Genomic DNA, 20,376 nt, shown 5'->3' on the forward strand with positions numbered 1-20,376 from the left:
GATACATATCCAGCCGACAAAGCCGGCTGGCCGCTTCGACCGTGCCGCCTATCCGAGATCCAACTGCCGCCAGAAAGCAAAATCAGCCATGAAGTCCCATCACTCCAATCCCGGCCATCTCAGGGATTTCACCACCGACGCCAGGGTGCTGGTCGTCGCCGCCATCGCCGTGGTGGTGGCGACGGCGGGGCTGTTTGCCGGCATCGCGCTTTTGAAATTGATCCGGCTCGCCACCAACATTGCCTATTTTGGCCAGTTCACGCTTGCCGATCTGAAGCTCCAGGACACGCCGCTGGGCTATGCCTCTATCGTCGTCCCGGTGATCGGCGCGCTGCTCATCGGCCTGATGGCGCGCTTCGGCAGCGAGAAGATTCGCGGCCACGGCATTCCCGAGGCCATCGAGGCGATCCTGCTTGGGCGTTCGAGGCTCGACGCCAAGGTTGCGATCCTGAAGCCGTTGTCGTCAGCAATCTCGATCGGTTCCGGCGGACCATTCGGTGCCGAGGGTCCGATCATCATGACGGGCGGCGCGATCGGCTCGCTGATCGCGCAGATGCTGCCGGTCAGCGACAATGAACGCAAGACGTTGCTGGTGGCGGGAGCGGCAGCGGGCATGACCACGGTCTTTGGAACACCGATCGCCGCCATCATGCTGGCGGTCGAATTGCTGCTTTTCGAATGGACCCCGCGCAGCTTCGTTCCCGTGGCGGTCGCGGCAATCATTGCCGAGGTCGAGCGGACGGTGCTGCATATGCCCGGGCCGATCCTTCCGTTTCAGGGCGGCATGCAAGTGTCCTTTGTCGGCCTTGCCGGCTGGGTCTCGATCGGTGTTGCGGCCGGCCTGCTGTCGGGGCTGCTGACGCAGATGGTCTATGCCTGCGAGGACGGCTTCCAGAAGCTGCCCATTCACTGGATGTGGTGGCCGATGCTTGGCGGCCTGGTGGTCGGCATAGGCGGGCTGATCGAACCACGGGCGCTCGGCGTCGGCTATGACAACATAGCCGACATGCTGGATGGTCGCACATTCGCCACGGCGGCACTGACCCTGTTGGTGGTGAAGGCCATCATCTGGTCGGCCGCACTGGGTTCGGGGACGTCCGGAGGCGTGCTGGCACCGCTGCTGATCATGGGCGGTGCAATGGGAGCAGTGCTTGCCGGCGTTCTGCCTGCCGCAGATCCGGGCTTCTGGGCGCTGCTGGCGATGGCCGCCACCATGGGCGGCACGATGCGCGCGCCGCTGACCGCGACCTTCTTTGCGGTCGAGCTGACCGGCAACACACATATGCTGGTGCCACTGATCGCGGCCTGCGCGGCGGCGCACGCCGTCACTGTGCTCCTGATGAAGCGGTCGATCCTGACCGAGAAGATCGCCAGAAGGGGACACCATCTGGTTCGCGAATATCGTGTCGATCCCTTCGCCTTGACCAGGGTGCGCGAGGTGATGACCTCAAAGGTCGAGAGCGTGCCGGCGAACATGACCCTGCATGGCGCGGCGGCATTCCTGACCGCGCCTGAAACGCGGCATCCGAGTTTTCCCGTAGTCGACGAGAACGGGCATGTGCTCGGCCTCATCGACCCGCCGGCGATCCTGCGCTGGAGACGCGTCGGCAGGCACCGCACCACGACGCTTGGCGAACTGCTGGCCGGCAGCAAGGTGACGCTCGCCTATCCGGATGAATACCTGGAAGGTCTCTCCGACAAGCTTCTGATGGCCAATGTGTCCCATCTGCCCGTCGTCACCCGGGACGACTTGCAACTGGTCGGCTATGTCGGCTGGAAGGATCTGATGCGGGTGCGGTCGAGAAAACAGGCCGAGGATCGCGATCGCTCGACCTTGCTTGGCTTCGGCACCAGACGCCGGAAAAAGGCAGACGCTCTCGAGGGGCTCTAGGCGCCGCGCTTTGCCCACTCCAAGACGAAGAGCCGGAGAGCCGAGGACAGGTTGGTATCGCGCGGGCGCGTCTCGTCGACTTCGGCGACAAGAGCGGCGAGCGTCAGCTTTCTGGCCGCCGCGATCGTGACGAGATCGTCGTAGAAGGGCTTTTCCAAGGAGTAGCTGGTGCGGTGACCGCGAATGGTCACCGAGCGCTTTTCGACCGCGCTCACCGCAGAACGCTCATTTTGCTCTAAGCATCGGATTCATCCGAAAAGCGCTGTGCACTTTTCGGTCCGACGCTCTGGCTGTCTTTGTCGCCAAAGGGTTCGCGTCGGTGGCCGGCGACGAATTTGTCGCTCTTGTCGGCGGTCATGCGGTCACGTTCCTTTTCGGCCTTGGAACGGCCGTGCAGGGCCCGGTTCTGCCCGGCGACGCGCACCTTCTCGTCCCGCGCCTTCTGCTTGCGGGCCTGGCGGAGATTGACGATATCGGCCATTGCGCGAAACGTGGATTATTTCTTGCGGAAGGCGTCGAGCGAGACCACTTCGGCGCCCTTGGTGGCGGCGGCGTCGGCAGCAGCGGGCTTCTTCTCCGACTCGGCGGCGGCCTTCTTCTCGGCCTTCGGCTTTTTCTCGGAGACGACGGTCAGCGGCTCCGGCGAGGCCTGGGCGACTGGTTCCTCGGCTGCCCCGTCCGTCTTGACGTCGAATTCGAGCTCGAAATTGACCGAGGGATCATAGAAGCCGCGCACGGCCGAGAACGGAATTTCGAGTTTCTCCGGCACGTCGGAGAAGGACAGACCAACCTCGAAGCCGGTGTCGGTCACCTTCAGGTCCCAATACTGGAACTGGATGACGATGGTCATCTGCTCGGGATAGCGCTCGCGCAGCCGCGACGACACGCGCACGCCCGGCGCGCCGGTCAGGAATGTGATGAAGAAATGGTGGTTGCCGGGGAGGCCGGTGCGCGCGACTTCGGCCAGGACCTTGCGCATGACGCCGCGCAAGGCCTCCTGGGCCAGAATGTCGTAGCGGATGTGGTCGTCGGCCATGTGGCGGTCGGGTTCCGTTGAATCGTCCGCATACCTGTAATCAAGCTTGAGGGCGGCGTAAACCGCATATAGATCACCGCCGCACCGAGGCGAGCACTATTGCCAACGATTTGATCGTTCAGGCGCTGGCCAGCGCGGTTTGCTTTTCCACCGAGGCAACAGACCGCCGCTTGCCGAAGGCACGCAGGAAGGTGCGCACGCCATTTGTCGCTGATTGCAGCACTTCGTCCTCGCGCGGCGTGCCGCCGAGCATGAAGGTCGTCTGCAGTTCGGCATTGACGAGGCCGAGGAACTGGCGTGCCGCGACGTCGGGATCCTCGATCGCGAGATAACCACCATAGGCCAGCCGTGCGAAGCGCGCGGCGATTGCCGGCAATGTCCGGCCCGGGCCCTGCTCGAGCCACTCGGCAAACAATTCGGGATAGCGCTCGCCTTCGGTCTGGATCAGCTTGCGCAGGAATTTTCCATCGCGGTTGCAGATGCAGTTCTGGTTCAGGCGCACAGCAAAGCCGATCAGATCGACTTCGAGGTCCTTGGGCTGATCGGGGAAGGTGGCAATGGTGGCGAAGATACCGGCATTGCAGCGTTCGGTCAGGTCACGAACCACGGCGATGAACAATTTCTCCTTGTCGCCATGATGGTTGTAGACGGTCTGGCGCGAGACGCCGGCCTCGGCCGCGATCAGATCGATGTTGGCGCCGGCGAAACCTTCGCGGCAAAACACGGCAGCTGCCGAGTTCGACGATCGATATGCGCTTGGCCTCATGGCCGCGTGGCGGGAAAGTGTCAGGAGAAACGGGCAGCTTCATGGAAATCTATATAGAGGTGATTGACGAATTAGACAAGAGTGTCTAAATTTGTGGACATAGCTTGAAGAGATTTCGCTCCGGGGAGACGAAGAGAATTCGTCTCTCGGAAGTCGGAATTTCAGGGGATGGAACGTCCTTGGGTTACCCGTCGACTGCGGCGGCAACCAGATTCGAAAGAAGCCTTGATCATGAGTCCCAAATTCCTCCGCATCGCGGTCGTGCTCGGCCTGTTGTCCGCCATCGGCCCGTTCGCCATCGACATGTATCTGCCCGCGCTGCCGTCGATCGGCGCGGATCTGCACTCCGGCACCGCTGCCGTGCAGATGAGCCTGTTGATCTTTTTCCTGTCGATGGGCTTTGGCCAGATCGTCGTCGGGCCGATCTCCGACATGGTCGGCCGCAAGCTGCCGCTCTATGGCGGTCTTGCGCTGTTCATGGTTGGCGGCATCGGTTCGGCAATGGCGCCGACCATTGAATGGCTGATCGCCTTCCGCTTCCTGCAGGGCCTTGGCGCCAGCGCCGGCATGGCGGTGCCACGCGCCATCGTGCGTGACCTGCACACCGGCACTGAAGCCGCCAAGCTGATGTCCTTGCTGATGCTGGTGTTTTCGGTGTCGCCGATCCTGGCGCCGCTGACCGGCAGCGTGATCATCGAGAGTTTCGGCTGGCGCGCCGTGTTCTGGACGGTGACCGGAGCTGCACTGCTGGCGACCATCCTTCTGGCGACCTCGCTCAAGGAGACGCGGCCGGTGGAAGAACGCGCCGGTTCCTCCTTCGGCACGGCGTTGTCCGCCTACCGCTTGCTGATGGGCGACCGCAACTTCCTCGGGCTGACGGCGATCGCCGGTTTCGGCATTGCCAGCTTCTTCGTCTACCTGTCGAGTTCGTCGTTCATCCTGATCGACCATTACGGTCTGTCGCCGTCGGTCTACAGTGTGTTCTTCTCGATCAACGCGGTAGCCTTCATCGGCATGTCGCAGCTGACGGGACTGCTGTCCGAGCGCTTCGGGCTGCGACGCGTGGTTCGTGTCGCGGTGACCGGCTATGCGACGACCATGGTGGTGCTGTTTGCGGTGATGGCGACCGGCGTCGACCGGCTCGACGTGATGGCGGCTTTGCTGTTCGTCGGCTACGGCTTCCTCGGCCTGGTCATTCCGACCACCTCGGTGCTGGCCATGGAAGAGCATGGCGAGATCGCCGGCACCGCTTCGGCGCTGATGGGTACGCTGCACTTCGGTATCGGCGCGCTCGCCATGGGCGTCGCCGGCGTGTTCTTCGACGGGACGCCGCTGCCGATGGTCGCCGGCATCACGCTTTGCGCAGTGATTTCCTTCACGCTGGCCAAGTTCACGCTCGGCCGTGCGCGCGAAGCCGTCGAGGCACCGGCGGAATAAGCAATCGAAATCAAGGAGAAGACCGGGCTTGCCCGGCCTTTTTCATATCAATCCTGCCTCGGTCAGCACAAAGCGCAGCCGCGTCTCGACCGGCGCCAAGGGCAGCGGGGCCAGCTCATAGCCCAGTTCGGTGTAGGTCTTGACCAGCGCATGGTAGGTGCGCTCGGCCTCGTCGAGCGTCTGCTTTCTTTCGGCATCCTGCGTAAAGATGTCAGGCCAGGGTGGGGCTATGAAGACGCGTCTGGCATAGCGGAAGCGTTCGGCGGCATGCATGACGTGCTCGGAAACTGGCAGGTCGGTCAGGCGCAAATAACCAAGCGTGTCCGGCACGCCGCGATCGAAGAAGACCGGGCCCGTCTGCTCGCGCGCGGCCTGATAGGAGCGCATCTCCCACGACAGCATCAGCTCGGCAAACAGCGCGCGATCGCGCCAGGGCAGGGCAATCCCACCTATGGCGGACTGGTCGCGGATGATGCCGCGGCCGGCTTCGAGCGAGGTGGCAAAGCCTGACTGGCACAGGGCCTCAATCAAGGTGGTCTTGCCGGAACCCGGACCGCCGGTCAACACGAAGAATCGATCGGAATCGTTTTGCATCTTTGTCCAGGGAGGGAGGGGTGCACGCGCGCGGGATCTTCGCGATCTTCGCGGCCCGAAAGACGCGCCAAGGCTGGCCAGCGGGCTGCCATTGCGCGTGACACATAGTGAAGGAGGAGAAGTGGAGGTTTCTGTTGCCAGGTACCTCCGAACCCCGCCTAGAAGTGCGAACCCCTAGGGCTTGAATTGAAGCTATCGCACCGCTTACGCGGCGAGACGTGCTTCCGCATAGTTGTCATTTGCAACTACAGGTTTAGCCCGATGACGGTGGTACCATGCCGGGCAAAAGTACGATCTTTACACCTTCGTCGATCCTATTTCGCCCCCAGCAAGAACCGCCCTGTCGTCAGCAGCGGCTTTTGGTGGAGGCGCCGGGTACCGCCCCCGGGTCCGAACGGCTTATTTCATCGCCCATTTATCGCCATAGTCGGTCAAGCCGACAAAACGAATATAGGGGGACATCGCACGAAATGAAAGGCCGCATTGGCACTTTGTCCGTCGCCAAAACCGCGTCGCCAAGGGTTGACTTGGGGGCGGTCTCAACCGAAGCTTTGCAACGGTGAGGAGTTACCGACCTAGCGCAGGGTTGCAGCAGCGCGCCACAGTCCTCATCGATCGGATCCGTGGCGCCGACGAGGGGAATTGTGATGGCCGACTATCTTGCAGACGTGAAGAAGTACGACGCCGCGGCAAGCGCCGACGTGGTCGACAAGATCGTGAAGCACCTGGGCATTGCGCTCAGGAACCGCGATTCCTCGCTGGTGTCCTGCACCGATCCGAAGGAACTCGACCGCGTCAAGGCGGGTTGGGTTTCGAAGAAGCTCGGCGTCACTGACGACAAGAAGGCCGACGCGTCGATTGAGAAGGCCTGCAAGGCGATGGCCGCCGACAACACCAAGAACCGGGTGACTTTCTATTATCTGGTTGCGAAGGATCTGGGCAAGCTCGGCTCTCTCTGAGACCTCTGATCTCACTTCCGGCGGACGACCGGCGCGGTTTTCTGTGCTTCCGGCGCTAACGTGCTTCAAAGTACGTCCAGCTTCGGTTCTAGAAAACCACACATTCGGCTCGCCAGGGCGAATTCTGCAAAGTCTCCACTGCCAGGATGGGGAAGACTTCAGACAAGCGTGGCGTCAGCCCAGACATGCGCTATGATTGGTGAAATATCGAATCGAGCCGGAACCGATGCGCCAATATCTCGACCTCTTGCAGCATGTGCTGGACAATGGTGCCGATCGCGGCGACCGCACCGGCACCGGCACACGCTCCGTGTTCGGCTATCAGATGCGCTTCGACCTGGCGCGCGGCTTCCCGGTGACCACCACAAAGAAGCTGCACCTGAAGTCGATCATCCATGAACTGCTGTGGTTCCTGGCCGGTGACACCAACATCAAGTACCTCACCGACCATGGCGTTTCGATCTGGGACGAATGGGCCGACGAGAATGGCGACCTCGGCCCGGTCTACGGCAAGCAGTGGCGCTCCTGGCCGGATGGCCATGGCGGTTCCATCGACCAGATAACGAATCTTCTGAAGGAGATACGCCGGAATCCTCAATCGCGGCGGCTGATCGTTTCAGCATGGAATCCGGCCGAAGTGGAAGCCATGGCGTTGCCGCCGTGCCACTGCCTGTTCCAGTTCTACGTTTCGGAAGGGCGGCTTTCCTGCCAGCTCTACCAGCGCTCAGCCGATATCTTCCTCGGCGTGCCGTTCAACATCGCTTCTTATGCGCTGCTGACGCTGATGGTGGCGCAAGTGACCGGGCTGAAGCCGGGCGATTTCGTCCACACGCTTGGTGATGCCCACCTCTACTCGAACCATTTCGAACAGGCACGCGAGCAGCTGCGGCGCACGCCGAGGGTGCTGCCGACGATGTGGATCAACCCCGAGGTGAAGGACCTGTTCGCCTTCCGCTTCGAGGATTTTCGGCTGGAAAACTACGTCGCTGATGCGTCGATCAAGGCGCCTATCGCCGTCTAGAGCCCGCCGATTTAGCGCGCCCTTCGAAAAACCAGGCACCGATCAGTCGATGCCGACCATCACGTCCGAAGCCTTGACCACGGCATAGGCCTGCTTGCCCTTTTCGAGCTTGAGGTCAGCGACCGCCTCATTGGTGATCGAGGCGGTGACGATGGCGCCTCCACCAATGTCGATCCTGACATGCGAGGTGGTGGCTCCCTTGACGATCTCGGTGATCGTTCCCTTGAGGATGTTGCGGGCACTGATCTTCATCGGAGTTCCTTTTTCAAGGTTTCTTTGCCCGTCTTACCAGAACAATCGACGTCGAACAGACGTTTTCGCGGGGCACCGGGTCTTCCCTTGTTATATTCATGCGGATATATCGGTCGACAGGCTTCGAGCCGACCGGATTTCAAACCCAGGGAGAGTTTTCCATGACGCGCAAAGGTTTCGGATTGAGAGCGATCGCCCTTGGCGGTTTGACGGCGACGCTGATGGTGGCAGTGCCGGCCGCGCATGCGCAAGACAAGGTGGTCGTGTTTGCCGCGGCCAGCCTCAAGGACGCGCTCGATGCGGTGAACAAGGCCTGCGAGGCCGATGTCGGCGAAGCCGCGACCGTCTCCTACGCCGCAAGTTCGGCACTGGCCAAGCAGATCGAAGGCGGGGCGCCGGCGGATGTCTTCATTTCTGCCGACCTCGACTGGATGAAATATCTGTCCGACAAGAAGCTGACCATGCCGGATACCGAAGTGAAGCTGCTCGGCAACGAGATCGTGCTGGTGGCGCCGAAGGACTCGACGGTTGAAACCAGGATCGAGAAAGGCTTCGACCTGGCCAAGCTGATCGGCGACGGCAAGCTGGCCATGGGTGATGTCAAGGCGGTGCCGGCCGGCAAATACGGCAAGGCGGCGCTTGAATCGCTCGGTGTCTGGTCGTCGGTCGAGGGCAAGGTGGCACAGGCCGAGAATGTGCGCGCGGCGCTGAAGCTGGTTTCGACCGGCGAAGCGGCCCTCGGCATCGTCTACGCCACCGACGCGCATGCCGAAAAGGCCGTCAAGGTGGTCGGCACCTTCCCGGAGGATTCGCATCCGCCGATCATCTACCCGGTTGCCCAGACCGCCGATTCGAAGGACAAGGATACGCTGGCCTTCCTGAAATGCCTGCAGTCGGCCAAGGCTGGTGCGCTGTTCAAGGATCAGGGTTTTACCGTCCTGACGCCGAGCAACTGAGTTCGAAAGGGCCTGATATCGCAATATGAACTGGCTGCTGGACCTCACTCCCGATGAATGGAATGCGGTCCGGCTGTCGATCAAGGTGGCGACGGTGGCGATGGTCGCCAGCCTGCCGCCCGGCACATTGATTGCACTGGTGCTTGCCCGAGGACAATTCTGGGGCAAGACGTTGCTCAACGGCCTGGTGCATCTGCCGCTGATCCTGCCGCCAGTGGTGACGGGCTATCTGTTGCTGCTCACCTTCGGCAAGCGCGGCCCGGCCGGCGCCTTCCTGGCGGAGCATTTCGGCATTGTTTTCTCGTTTCGCTGGACAGGTGCTGCGCTCGCTTGCGGCATCATGGGTTTTCCCCTGATGGTGCGGGCGATCCGGCTGTCGATCGAGGCGGTCGACCGCAAGATGGAGGCGGCGGCGGGAACGCTCGGCGCCAACCCTCTGTGGGTGTTCGCCACGATCACGCTGCCGCTGATCCTGCCCGGGCTGATTGCCGGTGCGATCCTGTCCTTCGCCAAGGCGATGGGCGAGTTCGGGGCGACCATCACCTTCGTCTCCAACATCCCCAACGAGACGCAGACGCTGCCGTCGGCGATCTATACCTTCACGCAAGTGCCAGGCGGTGATGAGGGCGCGCTCCGGCTGACGCTGATCTCCATCGTCATCTCGATGGCCGCACTGGTCGCGTCGGAAGTGCTGGCGCGGCGTGTCGGCAGGCGGATGGACATCGAATGACGGTTCTCGTCGACATCAGCCATCGCCTCGGCGACTTCAGCCTCGACGTCCGCTTCGAGAGCGCCGGGCGGCTGACGGCGCTGTTCGGACCCTCGGGTTCCGGCAAGACGACGGTGATCAACATGATCGCCGGGCTGATCCGACCCGACAAAGGGCGCATCGAGGTCGATGGCCGCGTGCTGGTCGACACCAATACCGGCATATTCGTGCCGAAACACAAGCGCCGCATCGGCATGGTGTTCCAGGATGCGCGCCTGTTTCCGCATATGAGCGTGGCCGGCAATCTGCGCTATGGCCGCTGGTTCACGCCGCCAGCGCAGCGCTACGCGGATATGGATGCCGTCGTCGAACTGCTCGGCATCGGCCCGCTGCTGGACAGGCGGCCGGCAAAGCTCTCGGGCGGCGAGAAGCAGCGTGTGGCGATCGGCAGGGCGTTGCTGACCAGCCCCGGATTGCTGCTGATGGACGAACCGCTGGCCTCGCTCGACGAGGCGCGCAAGGCCGAGATCCTGCCCTATATCGAACGCCTGCGCGACGAGACGAAGACCCCGATCGTCTATGTCAGCCATTCCGTAGCAGAGGTGGCGCGGTTGGCCACCGACGTGGTGACGCTGGCGCAAGGTCATGTCATCGCCAGCGGCCCGACCGATGCGGTGATGCAGAGGCTCGACCTGCTGCCGGTGGAGGAGCGCGGCGAGGGCGGCGCCGTGCTGGACACCACGGTGCTGCGTCATGACGAGACTTTTGGCATGACCGTGCTCGGCTCGGCCGCCGGCGAGATCCGGGTGCCGCGGCTGGTGGCGAAGACAGGCGCGCCGGTGCGCATCCGTATCCGCGCCCGCGATGTGATGATCGCCACCGAAGAGCCGACCGGCCTCAGCGCACTCAACATCCTGCCGGGCACCATTACTGCGATAAGCCCCGGTGAGGGCCCCACGGTCGAGGTCGGCATCGACTGCAACGGCGTAGTCGTGCTTGCCCGCATCACCGAGCAGTCGCGGCACACGCTGAAGCTTCAACTCGGCGGCAAGATTTTCGCTGTGGTCAAGACGGTGAGCTTCGACCGGGCCAACACTGGCGCCGGCCTGCCCCTCGAAGCGCACGGATGATCATCGCTATGTTTTTTTGGAATAGCGGCATCGCTGGAGAGCTTCTAAGATGGGATCGGGCGTGACCGCGGAGGACAAAAAATGCCGTCGCTGAGCTTGCGGATAAATCTCGATCCCGACGGGCGCATCGGCCCGGGTAAGATCGAGCTGCTGGAGCAGATCGCCGCCTTCGGCTCCATCTCGGCCGCCGCGCGCGGCATGGAAATGTCCTACAAGCACGCCTGGGACCTGGTCGAGGACATGAACCGGGTGTTCGGCAAACCGCTGGTCGCGGCGCAGACGGGTGGCCGCAAGGGCGGCGGTGCGCACCTGACGGCGGTGGGTCTTGCGGTGGTCAGCCGCTTCCGCGCCATCGAGCGCGCGGCGGCCTCGGCGGCTGCAACCCACATGGAGGCGTTGCAGTCTGAAATCGACGGCGGGTGAGAGGGCGGGCGCTCTATTCCTCCGGCTCGCCAGGCTTGCGCAGCATATAAGTGTCCATGATCCAGCCCTTTTGCCGGCGGGCTTCTTCGCGGACCTTTTCGATCTCTGCGCCGACATCACCGATCCGGCCGGAGAGAAGGATCTCGTCCGGCGTGCCGAGATAGGCACCCCAATGGATGACGACATCCTTGTCGGTCAGCACGTTGAAGGCGCATTTGCCGTCGAGCATGACGACGGTGCTGCCGGCATTGTCGGCCAAGCCTTCCTGGGTGAGACGGCGCCCCGTGGTGATCAGGATGGAATCGCCAATGCGGTTCAGCGCCATTTTGTGGCTGGCGGCAAGCGCCTGGACAGCGGTGATGCCGGGTATCACCTCCAGCTCGAACGCGACATTGCCTCTCAGGCGCACGCGCTCGAGGATGCGCAATGCGCTGTCGTAGAGCGAAGGATCGCCCCAGATCAGGAAGGCACCGCAGCCGTTCTGCGCAATCTCGTCGCGGATAAGGTCTTCGTAGATCGTGGCGATGGCCTCGTGCCAATCGTCCACGGTCGAGCGGTAGGAGGGCGCCGGCTCGGCGCGCACCGGCACGTCGAATTCGACGCGGCGTGATTTCGGGTTGCTAACGAAGCGGTCGCAGATCTGGCGACGCAGGTCGGCAAGGTCGTTCTTTTTCGCCCCCTTGTCGGGAATGAACAGCACGTCGGCCTGGTTCAGGCCGTTTATGGCCTGAACGGTCATATGGTCGGGATTGCCGGCGCCGATGCCGATGACGAGAAGCTTGCGCATGGAGCGAACTCCTGCCCGATCGGAACCTGTTAGTCCAGACCGCTTGGTCCAGACCCCCTTTGGCGCGCCCGCGGATGCGGAAGGGCTTTGAAACGTCACGTTGAACCGGCTAGGGTCATGTGGGCATTCTGGCCGAGGGGGCTTCCATGTTGCGATACGTTATGACTGCAGCGCTGGCGCTTTCAGCCGTGCCTGCATTCGCCAATGATTCGGTTGCCGAGCTTGGCACTGGCGGCCTGATCCTGTCGCGCAGCGATGCCGTGTCGATGCAAAGCGAGGACCTCTTCATCTCGCCGGAAAAGATGACGGTCGACTACGTCTTCCACAACAACACCGACAAGGATGTCGATGCGATCGTCGCCTTCCCGATGCCGGATATTTCGGGCGATCCCGAGGAGATGCCGGCGATTCCGGAAAATCAGAGCGATAATTTTCTCGGCTTCGAGGTAACGATCGACGGCATCGCGGCCAAGCCGCAGCTCGAGCAGAAGGTGTTCGCGCTCGGCATCGATATCGGTGCCGACCTGAAAGCGCAGAATGTGCCGTTCAACCCGTTTGGCGACGCGGCAAAGGCCGCATTGGCAAAGCTGCCGCAAGTGGTGGCCGATGACTGGGTCAACCGCGGCATCATTATTGAGGACACGATTGACGACAGCCCCGGCGCTAAACCCGACTACGCGCCGTTCTGGCAATTGCGTTCGACCTATTGGTGGCGCTCGACCTTTCCGGCCAACAAGGACGTTCATGTCTCGCACCGCTACAAGCCGAGCGTCGGCGGCACGTCTTCGGTCAGCTTTTTCTTCGACGGCCAGTTCCAGGGCCAATACGCCACCTACAAGACCCGCTACTGCATGGACGATACTTTCGAGAACGCGGTGCGCAAGGCGGCGAAGGATGATCCCGAGGGCTATCCCAGTTACAACGAAAGCCGCATCGCCTATATCCTGACCACCGGCGGCAACGGGGCGGCGGGTACCATCGGCAAGTTCAAGCTGACGGTCGACAAGGGCAATCCGAAAGCCCTGGTCTCGTTCTGCGGCGACAATGTCAAAAAGGTCGGGCCAACCACCTTCGAGATGACGGCGGACGATTTCTATCCCGAGCACGACATCGACATCCTGCTGCTCGATCCAACGGACAGCGATAACGGGGATGGCAACTGATGTACGTCGCAATCTATGTCGCCATCGCCGAAAACGGCGTGATCGGGCGGGACGGCGGGCTGCCGTGGCGGCTGTCCACTGATCTCAAGCGCTTCAAGGCGGACACGATGGGCAAGCCCATCATCATGGGCCGCAAGACCTATGAAGGCATCGGCCGGCCGCTGCCGGGCAGGTTGAACATCGTGGTGACCCGCGACAAGGCCTGGCGCGCCGAAGGCGTCGAGGTCGTGCATTCGCTCGAAGCCGCGATCCAGCTGGCTACGGTGCGCGGGCGCTGCATGGTCGGTGTGGACGAGGTCTGCGTCATCGGCGGCGGCGAAATCTACGCCCAGGCGCTGCCGCTCGCCGACCGGCTGCATGTCACCCATGTGCTGGAAACGGTCGATGGCGATGCGCATTTTCCGCCGATCGACGCGAATTCCTGGCGCGTTGTCAGCTCGCAGGAGGTGCCGGCCGGGGAAAAGGACAGCCACGCAACGCGCTATTCGGTTTACGAGCGACGCCGCGACGTGCATTGAAAGAACGACAAAGGGTCGCGACCGGACCAAATCGAACGAAGTCGGCAACGCATCGCGTTGAAAGCGCCTCGTGGCGTCCCTATAGAAGTATCACACTGGATTTCGCGCCGTAGCATCGGCGCTTGAGGGAATTCCAAGCGAAAGGACATTCATGCCCTGGAACGACAAAAGCGGCGGTGGCGGCGGCCCATGGGGCGGCGGCGGCAACAATCAGGGACCCTGGGGGCAGGGACCAAAGGGACCGAGCGGCCCGCAGGGCTCGCCTCCCGATCTCGAAGACATCATCCGCCGCGGCCAGGACAGGCTGCGGCGCGCCCTGCCGGGTGGCGGTGGCGCAAGCCCGGCCATTTTCGGGCTGATCGCGGCAGCACTTGTGGTGCTGTGGGCGTTCCAGGCGGTTTACACCGTGCAGCCCGACGAGGTCGCGGTTGAACTGCGCTTCGGCAAGCCGAAGGCCGAACTGTCGCAGCCCGGCCTGCATTTCCATTGGTGGCCGCTCGAAACCGTCGAAACGGCCAAGATTTCCGAACAGCTCGTCGACATTGGCGGCGGCAACACCAGCGGCAATGGCTTGATGCTTTCGGGCGACCAGAACATCGTCAACGTCCAGTTCTCGGTGGCCTATCAGGTCTCCGACCCCCGGGCCTATCTGTTCGACGTCTCAGATCCCGACGGCATGCTGCGGCAGGTTGCCGAAAGCGCGATGCGCGAAGCCGTCGGCCGCCGGCCGGCACAGGACATCTTCCGCGATGACCGCCAGGGCATCGCAGCTTCCGTGCGTGAGATCATCCAGACGACGCTGGACGGCTACAAGGCCGGCCTCAACATAAACGCCGTCTCGATCGAGGATGCAGCACCGCCACGCGAGGTGGCCGATGCGTTCGACGAGGTGCAGCGCGCCGAGCAGGACGAGGACAAGTTCGTCGAGCAGGCCAACCAGTATTCCAACCAAAAGCTCGGCCAGGCACGCGGCGAGGCCGCACAGGTTCGCGAAGACGCGGCCGCCTACAAGAACCGGGTCGTGCAGGAAGCCGAAGGCGAGGCGCAGCGCTTCATCTCGGTCTATGACGAATATGCCAAGGCGCCGGATGTGACACGCAAGCGCCTCTATCTGGAAACCATGGAGAGGGTTCTGAAGGATTCGAACAAGGTGATCGTAGAGCAGGGCAACGGGCAAGGGGTCGTCCCCTATCTGCCGCTGCCGGCATTGCAGCCGAAAGCGCCGGTACCGGCCGCGCCTGTTGGCACTACGGGAGGTAACCAGTGATGGCCAATCGTCTCCCCATCATCGCCGTCGCCGCGGCCGTCATCCTGTTCCTGCTCTATTCGTCGGTGTTCGTGGTCAATGCGCGCCAGCAGGCGCTGGTGCTCAGGTTCGGCGAGATCGTCGACGTCAAGAGCGAGCCCGGCATCTACTTCAAGGCACCGTTCTCGTTCTTCGACGCCGATACGGTGCAGTTGATCGAGAACCGGGTGCTGCGCTTCGACCTCGACAACATCCGCGTCCAGGTGTCGGGCGGCAAGTTCTATGAGGTCGATGCCTTCATCGCTTATCGCATCTCGGATCCGCGCGTCTTCCGTGCCGCCGTGTCCGGCCAGATCGAACTGGCCGAAGCCCGGCTCAGGACGCGTCTCGACGCTGCCTTGCGCCGCGTCTACGGTCTGCGCGATTTCGAGGCCGCACTCTCCGAACAGCGTGCCGTGATGATGCGCGAAGTCCGCGATCAGCTCCGGCCGGACGCCACGTCGCTCGGCCTGCAGATCGAGGATGTCCGTATCCGCCGCACGGATCTCACGGCCGAAGTCTCACAGCAGACCTTCGACCGCATGAAGGCGGAACGCCTGGCAGAGGCTGCGCGGCTGAGGGCACGCGGCAACGAAGCGGCACAGCGCATCACGGCCCGTGCCGATCGCGAAGTGGTCGAGATCGTCGCCGAAGCGCAGAAAGAGTTGGAAATCCTGCGCGGCGAGGGCGAAGCCCAGCGCAGTGCCACCTTCGCGGAAGCCTATCAGCGCGATCCGGCCTTCTTCGATTTTTACCGGTCGATGAACGCCTATGGCACGGCGCTGGACAACACCGGCACGACGATGGTGCTGTCGCCGAACTCGGAGTTCTTCCGCTTCTTCCGCGATCCCGACGGCAAGGAGGGACCGGCGAAGCCGGTTTCGCCCGCGCCAGCCGCTCCGGCGACGGCACCCGCCGCGCCGGCGGCACAGCCCAGCACCGGCCAGTAGCGGTCGGTGCGGGATTTTCTCGCCGCCATGGGCCTCGTCCTTGTGATAGAAGGTCTGGTCTATGGCGGCTTTCCCGGCCTTGCCAGGAAGCTTGCCACCGAAGTTCTGTCGTTGCCCGAGAACGCGTTGCGGATCGCAGGGCTGGCGGCAATTGCCATCGGCGTCGGCATCGTCTGGCTGGTGCGAAGCGGGTGAGCGGCGCGCTTCGGTTTTCGGGATGCGAGCTTCGATCCCGGGATACGAGCTTCTATGGGATACGAGCTTCGATCCAAGGCATACGAGCTTTCGATCCAAGGGATAACGGATGATTTATCCACTGCCGTTAGTCATAGCCGCAAACGTGCCGTATTTTTTGCCAACATGGCGCGACGCGGCGTTTTCGTCGAAGCGCTTTTCTTTTCAAGAATACCGGGAGGCTTCTCGATGACATCCAACACCCTTTTGCGCGCGGCACGGCGGACGTTCATCGCCGGCGCGGCAGCACTTCTTGTCAGCGCCGCCGCTGTCCCATCCTTCGTGACGCCGACATTTGCCGCCGACGGACCCGCTTCGGTCGCCGATCTGGCGCAAGGCCTGCTTGGCGCGGTGGTCAATATCTCGACCTCGCAGACGGTGAAGGGTACCGAGGGACCGGGCGCGGTGCCGATGCCGCAGTTGCCGGAGGGCTCGCCCTTCCAGGATTTCTTCGACGATTTCTTCAAGAACCGTGGTGGCGACAAGGACAATGGCGGGCAGAAGGTGCAGTCGCTGGGCTCCGGCTTCGTCATCGACGCGGAGCAAGGCATCGTCGTCACCAACAACCACGTCATCGCAGACGCTGACGACATCGAGGTCAATTTCTCGGATGGCATCACGCTGAAGGCGACGCTGGTCGGCACCGACACCAAAACCGATGTCGCGGTGCTCAAGGTCGACCCGAAAGGCCACAAGCTGACGGCGGTGAAGTTCGGCGATTCCACCAAGATGCGCGTCGGCGACTGGGTCATGGCGATCGGCAATCCGTTCGGCCTCGGCGGCACGGTGACGGTCGGTATCGTCTCGGCCCGCAACCGCGACATCAATTCCGGTCCCTATGACGACTTCATCCAGACCGATGCCGCGATCAACCGCGGCAATTCCGGCGGGCCGCTGTTCAACAGCGCGGGTGAAGTCATAGGCATCAACACCGCGATCATTTCGCCGTCCGGCGGTTCGATCGGTATCGGCTTCTCCATCCCCTCGCAGCTCGCCTCCGGCGTCGTCGACCAGTTGCGCCAGTTCGGCGAGACGCGGCGCGGCTGGCTCGGCGTGCGCATCCAACCGGTGACCGACGATATCGCCGAGAGCCTCGGCATGGCGACCGCCAAGGGCGCGCTGGTTGCCGGCGTCATCAAGGGCGGCCCCGTCGACAACGGCACCATCCAGGCCGGTGACGTCATCATCAAGTTCGACGGCAAGGACATCCATGAAATGCGCGACCTGCCGCGCGTGGTCGCCGAAAGTCCGGTCGGCAAGGCCGTCGACGTGCTGATCGTGCGCAAGGGCGTCGAGCAGACCGTGAAGGTGACGCTCGGCCGGCTCGAGGATGGCGAAAAGCTCGCCAGCGGCGAGGACGGCAGCAACACCGACCAGGACAAGGGCGACAAGGCTCCTGCGGTTTCGACGGCCTCGGTGCTTGGCATGACTGTCGGCGAACTGAACGACGAGACGCGCAAGAAGTTCAGCATCGCGGCCGATGTTTCGGGTGTCGTCATCACCGACGTCACCAAGGATTCGGCCGCCGCCGAGCGCGGCATCCAACCGGGCGAGGTGATCACCGAGATTGCGCAGGAATTGGTCGCAACGCCCAAGGACGTCATGGACCGGATCGGTGCTCTGAAGGAACAGGGGCGCAAGAACGCGCTCTTGATGCTGGCGTCGAAGACCGGTGAACTGCGGTTTGTGACGATCCGGATGGACTGAAGTCCAGAACAGCTTGTAGTCCCTGAATTTAGCAAGAAGAAAGGCGGCTATCGAGCCGCCTTTTTTCTTGCCTGCCAGTCCTGGCGCGACAGTCTGTAGAGGACATGCCGCTTGAGATGGGGGTGGCTGTCCGGGACGTCGGGATGGTCGAAATCGCCGGCCGGGTCCGCGCTCATGCCGAGGCGTTTCATGACGGCGGTGGAGCGATGGTTGTCGTAGACCGCGAAAGACACGATTTCGTCCAGGCCAAGCGTTTCGAAACCGTAGGCCAGCCAGGCCTCGGCCGCCTCAGTGACGTAGCCCTTGCCCCAGAATTCCGGGGCAAGACGCCAGCCGATCTCGATCGTGCCGGCAGATAGGACGTCAATATCTTCTGTTCCGGTTATCCCGACAAAGCCGATGCACTCTCCCGTGGCCGCGATTTCGGCTGCGGCGAAGCCATAGCCGTCCTCCTCGAGCCATGCGCGGACCTCTTCCATCCTGGCATCCGCGGCGGCACGGTCGCGGCGGAACGGAAAGAACTCCATTACCTGTTCGTCGGAGTTGATCCTGTGGAACAGTTCGCGGTCGCGATCCTCCCAGTTGCGCAGGATCAGGCGCTCGGTACGCATTGGTTTCATTGCACAAACTCTTCCTGGCTGTAGCCCTGCACATAGAGCAATGCGGTCAGGTCGCCATGGTCGATGCGAACCTTTGCCTGTGCCGCCACCGTCGGCTTGGCATGGAGGGCGACACCGGTGCCGGCCAGCCGGATCATGTCGAGATCATTGGCGCCATCGCCGACCGCCATGGCATCGGCGGGCGTCAGGCCGAGCCGCGCTGAAATCTCGAGCAGCGCATCGGCCTTGGCGGCGCGGCCGAGGATCGGCTCGCCGACCAGCCCGGTGAAGCGGCCGTCCTGTTCGAGCAGGCGATTGGCGCGGTTCTCCTGGAAGCCAAGCATGGCCGCGATGCGCGTCGTGAACACTTCGAAGCCGCCGGACACGAGTGCTGTCCAGGCGCCATTGGCGCGCATGGTCCGAACCAGCGCGCGGCCACCCGAGGCCAGCGTCAGGCGATTGGCGACGATGCGGTCGACCACCGCGGCGTCGAGGCCCCTCAGCAACGCCACCCGCTCGCGCAAGGCCGGTTCGAAAGCGATCTCGCCATTCATAGATCGCGCGGTGATGGCGGCAACCCGATCCTTGACGCCGATCTCGTCGGCCAGTTCGTCGATGCATTCCTGGTCGATCATGGTCGAATCCATGTCGGCGATGAGGATCTTCTTGCGCCTGGTTTCCGCCTGCTGGACGATCACGTCGACCGCCTCGGTGGCGAGTGCTGCGCGCAAGGCGGCACTCGTATCGGCGACGTTGGCTTCCCGGGGCAAGGCAAGATCGCAGGCAATCCCGTCGGCAAGCCAGACAACAGCGCTTGCGCCGACCGACTGTGACGCCATATTCGCAAGCGACAGCGACAAAGCGCGGTCGGCGGGACGGGAAACAAGCGTGGCGATGAGCGGCATGGAAGATTCCGGCGGACAGGCGGGCGAGGGCCGCGTGAAGAACGCGATCCTGATAGCCGGGCCGACCGCCAGCGGCAAGTCTGCGCTGGCGCTCGATCTGGCCGAGCGCAGGGGTGGCGTCATCGTCAACACCGATTCCATGCAGGGCTATTCCGTGCTCGACGTGCTGACCGCCCGGCCGGGAGCGGCCGACCTCGCCCGCGCGCCGCATTTTCTCTATGGCCATGTCCACCCGGCCACAGCCTATTCCACCGGCGCCTGGCTACGCGACGTGATGAAGCTGATCGACGACGGGACGCTCCGCGGGCGACCTGACAGCACGTTCTTCGAACGGCCTGTAATTTTTGTCGGTGGCACCGGGCTTTATTTCCGTGCGCTTGCTGAGGGTATTTCGGAAATGCCCGACATTCCGCAGCGAATCCGTGACCGCTGGCGCTATGAGTTGAAGGAGCAGGGCGCCGTCAAGCTGCACGGCCTGCTGCTGCGCGAGGATTCCGCGTCAGCCATGATGCTCAAGCCGACCGACAGCCAGCGCATCGTGCGGGCACTGGAAGTGCTCGACGCGTCGGGCCGTTCGATCCGGGACTGGCAGGCGGAGCGCGGCCAGCCGCTCGTCGACAGGCAGAGCGCGCATTTCTTCGTGATCGAGCCGGACCGGGCGGCGCTGGTCGACCGCATCGAAAAACGCTTCGACCAAATGCTGGACAAGGGGGCGCTGGACGAGGTCAGGCGGCTATCGGCGCTTGGCCTCGATCCCGACCTGCCTGCGATGAAAGCGATCGGCGTTCGCGAACTGAAGGCGGCGATGGCAGGCGAGATTGGCTTTCCCGAGGCGATCGAGCGCGCCAAGATCGCAACCAGACAATATGCCAAGCGGCAGTCGACCTGGTTCAGGCATCAATTGGGGCCGGAATGGCTCAGATTGCGCCCCGGTGATGATCTGGAAACCACGATCTGATCGCTTGTTTCCGCTGCAACCTGAAAAGTTGACTTGCAAGGAAAGGTTCGCGTTGCGGTTGTCCGGATTAACCCTCCGTAAGCCCGCCCGTGCCAT

The 20,376-nt window shown here is 63.0% G+C and carries 23 protein-coding genes, 1 other RNA gene and 1 pseudogene; 15 read left to right on the forward strand and 10 right to left on the reverse strand.

The genetic code is table 11. The annotated features are described in order from the left end of the window. Positions 1-88 precede the first annotated feature (88 nt). Positions 89-1,891: a chloride channel protein gene (locus AC1RZR_RS17805; RefSeq protein WP_481825446.1), complete on the forward strand. Its 1,803-nt coding sequence runs from the start codon at positions 89-91 to the stop codon at positions 1,889-1,891. Here AC1RZR_RS17805 and AC1RZR_RS17810 read toward each other — a convergent pair. The 4 genes and pseudogenes from AC1RZR_RS17810 to AC1RZR_RS17825 form a co-directional block, all read right to left on the reverse strand. After that, a complete protein-coding gene (locus AC1RZR_RS17810) occupies positions 1,888-2,106 on the reverse strand; it encodes a ribbon-helix-helix domain-containing protein (protein ID WP_477274671.1) in 219 nt (72 codons plus the stop codon). The genes AC1RZR_RS17805 and AC1RZR_RS17810 overlap by 4 nt on opposite strands. Before the next feature lie 20 nt (positions 2,107-2,126). Then, positions 2,127-2,372, reverse strand: a complete 246-nt coding sequence (locus AC1RZR_RS17815; RefSeq protein WP_477274673.1) for a DUF4169 family protein — start codon at positions 2,370-2,372, stop codon at positions 2,127-2,129. 15 nt (positions 2,373-2,387) lie between these two features. Further along, positions 2,388-2,927, reverse strand: coding sequence for an SspB family protein (locus tag AC1RZR_RS17820; protein ID WP_477274675.1), 540 nt, complete (start codon positions 2,925-2,927; stop codon positions 2,388-2,390). Between the two features lie 118 nt (positions 2,928-3,045). Next, a pseudogene (locus tag AC1RZR_RS17825) lies at positions 3,046-3,736 on the reverse strand (TetR/AcrR family transcriptional regulator). Between the two features lie 188 nt (positions 3,737-3,924). Here AC1RZR_RS17825 and AC1RZR_RS17830 point away from each other — a divergent pair. Then, complete coding sequence (locus AC1RZR_RS17830; protein WP_481825447.1) at positions 3,925-5,130, forward strand: multidrug effflux MFS transporter; 1,206 nt, start codon at positions 3,925-3,927, stop codon at positions 5,128-5,130. Between the two features lie 42 nt (positions 5,131-5,172). Here the strand turns inward: AC1RZR_RS17830 and AC1RZR_RS17835 are convergent, their stop codons facing one another. Both AC1RZR_RS17835 and ssrA read right to left on the reverse strand, forming a co-directional pair. Further along, positions 5,173-5,724 (reverse strand): AAA family ATPase, encoded by a 552-nt coding sequence (locus tag AC1RZR_RS17835; RefSeq protein ID WP_481825448.1) that lies wholly within the window; start codon positions 5,722-5,724, stop codon positions 5,173-5,175. A 120-nt stretch (positions 5,725-5,844) separates the two neighbouring features. After that, positions 5,845-6,204: a transfer-messenger RNA gene (gene ssrA / locus AC1RZR_RS17840) on the reverse strand. A 167-nt stretch (positions 6,205-6,371) separates the two neighbouring features. On the opposite strand from ssrA, the gene AC1RZR_RS17845 reads away from it, so the two are divergent. After that, positions 6,372-6,683: a DUF2853 family protein gene (locus AC1RZR_RS17845; RefSeq protein ID WP_477274683.1), complete on the forward strand. Its 312-nt coding sequence runs from the start codon at positions 6,372-6,374 to the stop codon at positions 6,681-6,683. A 226-nt stretch (positions 6,684-6,909) separates the two neighbouring features. Beyond that, positions 6,910-7,704, forward strand: coding sequence for a thymidylate synthase (locus AC1RZR_RS17850; protein ID WP_477275011.1), 795 nt, complete (start codon positions 6,910-6,912; stop codon positions 7,702-7,704). Positions 7,705-7,746: 42 nt separating this feature from the next. Here the strand turns inward: AC1RZR_RS17850 and AC1RZR_RS17855 are convergent, their stop codons facing one another. Beyond that, on the reverse strand, positions 7,747-7,956 hold the full coding sequence (locus AC1RZR_RS17855) for a TOBE domain-containing protein (RefSeq protein WP_095202217.1): 210 nt from the start codon (positions 7,954-7,956) through the stop codon (positions 7,747-7,749). A gap of 161 nt (positions 7,957-8,117) precedes the next feature. Here AC1RZR_RS17855 and modA point away from each other — a divergent pair, with 161 nt between their 5' ends. The 4 genes from modA (at position 8,118) to AC1RZR_RS17875 (ending at position 11,174) form a co-directional block, all read left to right on the forward strand. Next, on the forward strand, positions 8,118-8,912 hold the full coding sequence (modA, locus tag AC1RZR_RS17860) for a molybdate ABC transporter substrate-binding protein (RefSeq protein ID WP_481825449.1): 795 nt from the start codon (positions 8,118-8,120) through the stop codon (positions 8,910-8,912). Positions 8,913-8,937: 25 nt separating this feature from the next. Further along, positions 8,938-9,642: a molybdate ABC transporter permease subunit gene (gene modB / locus AC1RZR_RS17865; RefSeq protein WP_481825450.1), complete on the forward strand. Its 705-nt coding sequence runs from the start codon at positions 8,938-8,940 to the stop codon at positions 9,640-9,642. Continuing rightward, positions 9,639-10,751 carry a molybdenum ABC transporter ATP-binding protein gene (gene modC / locus AC1RZR_RS17870; protein ID WP_481825451.1) on the forward strand — a complete coding sequence of 371 codons (1,113 nt, stop codon included), beginning with the start codon at positions 9,639-9,641 and terminating at the stop codon, positions 10,749-10,751. The genes modB and modC overlap by 4 nt, the downstream gene beginning before the upstream one ends. Positions 10,752-10,832: 81 nt before the next feature. After that, a complete protein-coding gene (locus AC1RZR_RS17875; RefSeq protein ID WP_481825452.1) occupies positions 10,833-11,174 on the forward strand; it encodes a winged helix-turn-helix domain-containing protein in 342 nt (113 codons plus the stop codon). Between the two features lie 13 nt (positions 11,175-11,187). Here the strand turns inward: AC1RZR_RS17875 and cobF are convergent, their stop codons facing one another. Beyond that, a complete protein-coding gene (gene cobF / locus AC1RZR_RS17880) occupies positions 11,188-11,961 on the reverse strand; it encodes a precorrin-6A synthase (deacetylating) (RefSeq protein ID WP_481825453.1) in 774 nt (257 codons plus the stop codon). 146 nt (positions 11,962-12,107) lie between these two features. On the opposite strand from cobF, the gene AC1RZR_RS17885 reads away from it, so the two are divergent. From AC1RZR_RS17885 to AC1RZR_RS17910, 6 genes are all read left to right on the forward strand, one after another. Further along, complete coding sequence (locus AC1RZR_RS17885; protein ID WP_481825454.1) at positions 12,108-13,124, forward strand: DUF4424 domain-containing protein; 1,017 nt, start codon at positions 12,108-12,110, stop codon at positions 13,122-13,124. Further along, positions 13,124-13,642: a dihydrofolate reductase gene (locus tag AC1RZR_RS17890; protein WP_477274696.1), complete on the forward strand. Its 519-nt coding sequence runs from the start codon at positions 13,124-13,126 to the stop codon at positions 13,640-13,642. Before AC1RZR_RS17885 ends, AC1RZR_RS17890 begins: the two co-directional genes overlap by 1 nt. A 151-nt stretch (positions 13,643-13,793) precedes the next feature. Beyond that, complete coding sequence (gene hflK, locus AC1RZR_RS17895) at positions 13,794-14,909, forward strand: FtsH protease activity modulator HflK (protein ID WP_477274698.1); 1,116 nt, start codon at positions 13,794-13,796, stop codon at positions 14,907-14,909. After that, a complete protein-coding gene (hflC, locus tag AC1RZR_RS17900; RefSeq protein WP_481825455.1) occupies positions 14,909-15,877 on the forward strand; it encodes a protease modulator HflC in 969 nt (322 codons plus the stop codon). Before hflK ends, hflC begins: the two co-directional genes overlap by 1 nt. Positions 15,878-15,883: 6 nt before the next feature. After that, on the forward strand, positions 15,884-16,072 hold the full coding sequence (locus AC1RZR_RS17905) for a DUF2065 domain-containing protein (RefSeq protein ID WP_481825456.1): 189 nt from the start codon (positions 15,884-15,886) through the stop codon (positions 16,070-16,072). 228 nt (positions 16,073-16,300) lie between these two features. Next, positions 16,301-17,818: a DegQ family serine endoprotease gene (locus AC1RZR_RS17910; protein WP_481825457.1), complete on the forward strand. Its 1,518-nt coding sequence runs from the start codon at positions 16,301-16,303 to the stop codon at positions 17,816-17,818. A gap of 47 nt (positions 17,819-17,865) precedes the next feature. On the opposite strand, the gene AC1RZR_RS17915 is transcribed toward AC1RZR_RS17910, so the two are convergent. Together AC1RZR_RS17915 and serB are read right to left on the reverse strand one after the other, a co-directional pair. Further along, positions 17,866-18,438: a GNAT family N-acetyltransferase gene (locus AC1RZR_RS17915; RefSeq protein WP_481825458.1), complete on the reverse strand. Its 573-nt coding sequence runs from the start codon at positions 18,436-18,438 to the stop codon at positions 17,866-17,868. Then, positions 18,435-19,322: a phosphoserine phosphatase SerB gene (gene serB, locus AC1RZR_RS17920; protein ID WP_481825459.1), complete on the reverse strand. Its 888-nt coding sequence runs from the start codon at positions 19,320-19,322 to the stop codon at positions 18,435-18,437. Before serB ends, AC1RZR_RS17915 begins: the two co-directional genes overlap by 4 nt. Between serB and miaA the strand changes: the two genes are divergently transcribed. Continuing rightward, positions 19,312-20,280, forward strand: coding sequence for a tRNA (adenosine(37)-N6)-dimethylallyltransferase MiaA (miaA, locus tag AC1RZR_RS17925; RefSeq protein ID WP_481825460.1), 969 nt, complete (start codon positions 19,312-19,314; stop codon positions 20,278-20,280). The genes serB and miaA overlap by 11 nt on opposite strands. The last annotated feature ends 96 nt before the right edge of the window (positions 20,281-20,376 follow it).

The sequence above is a fragment of the Mesorhizobium bavaricum genome (assembly GCF_056781655.1).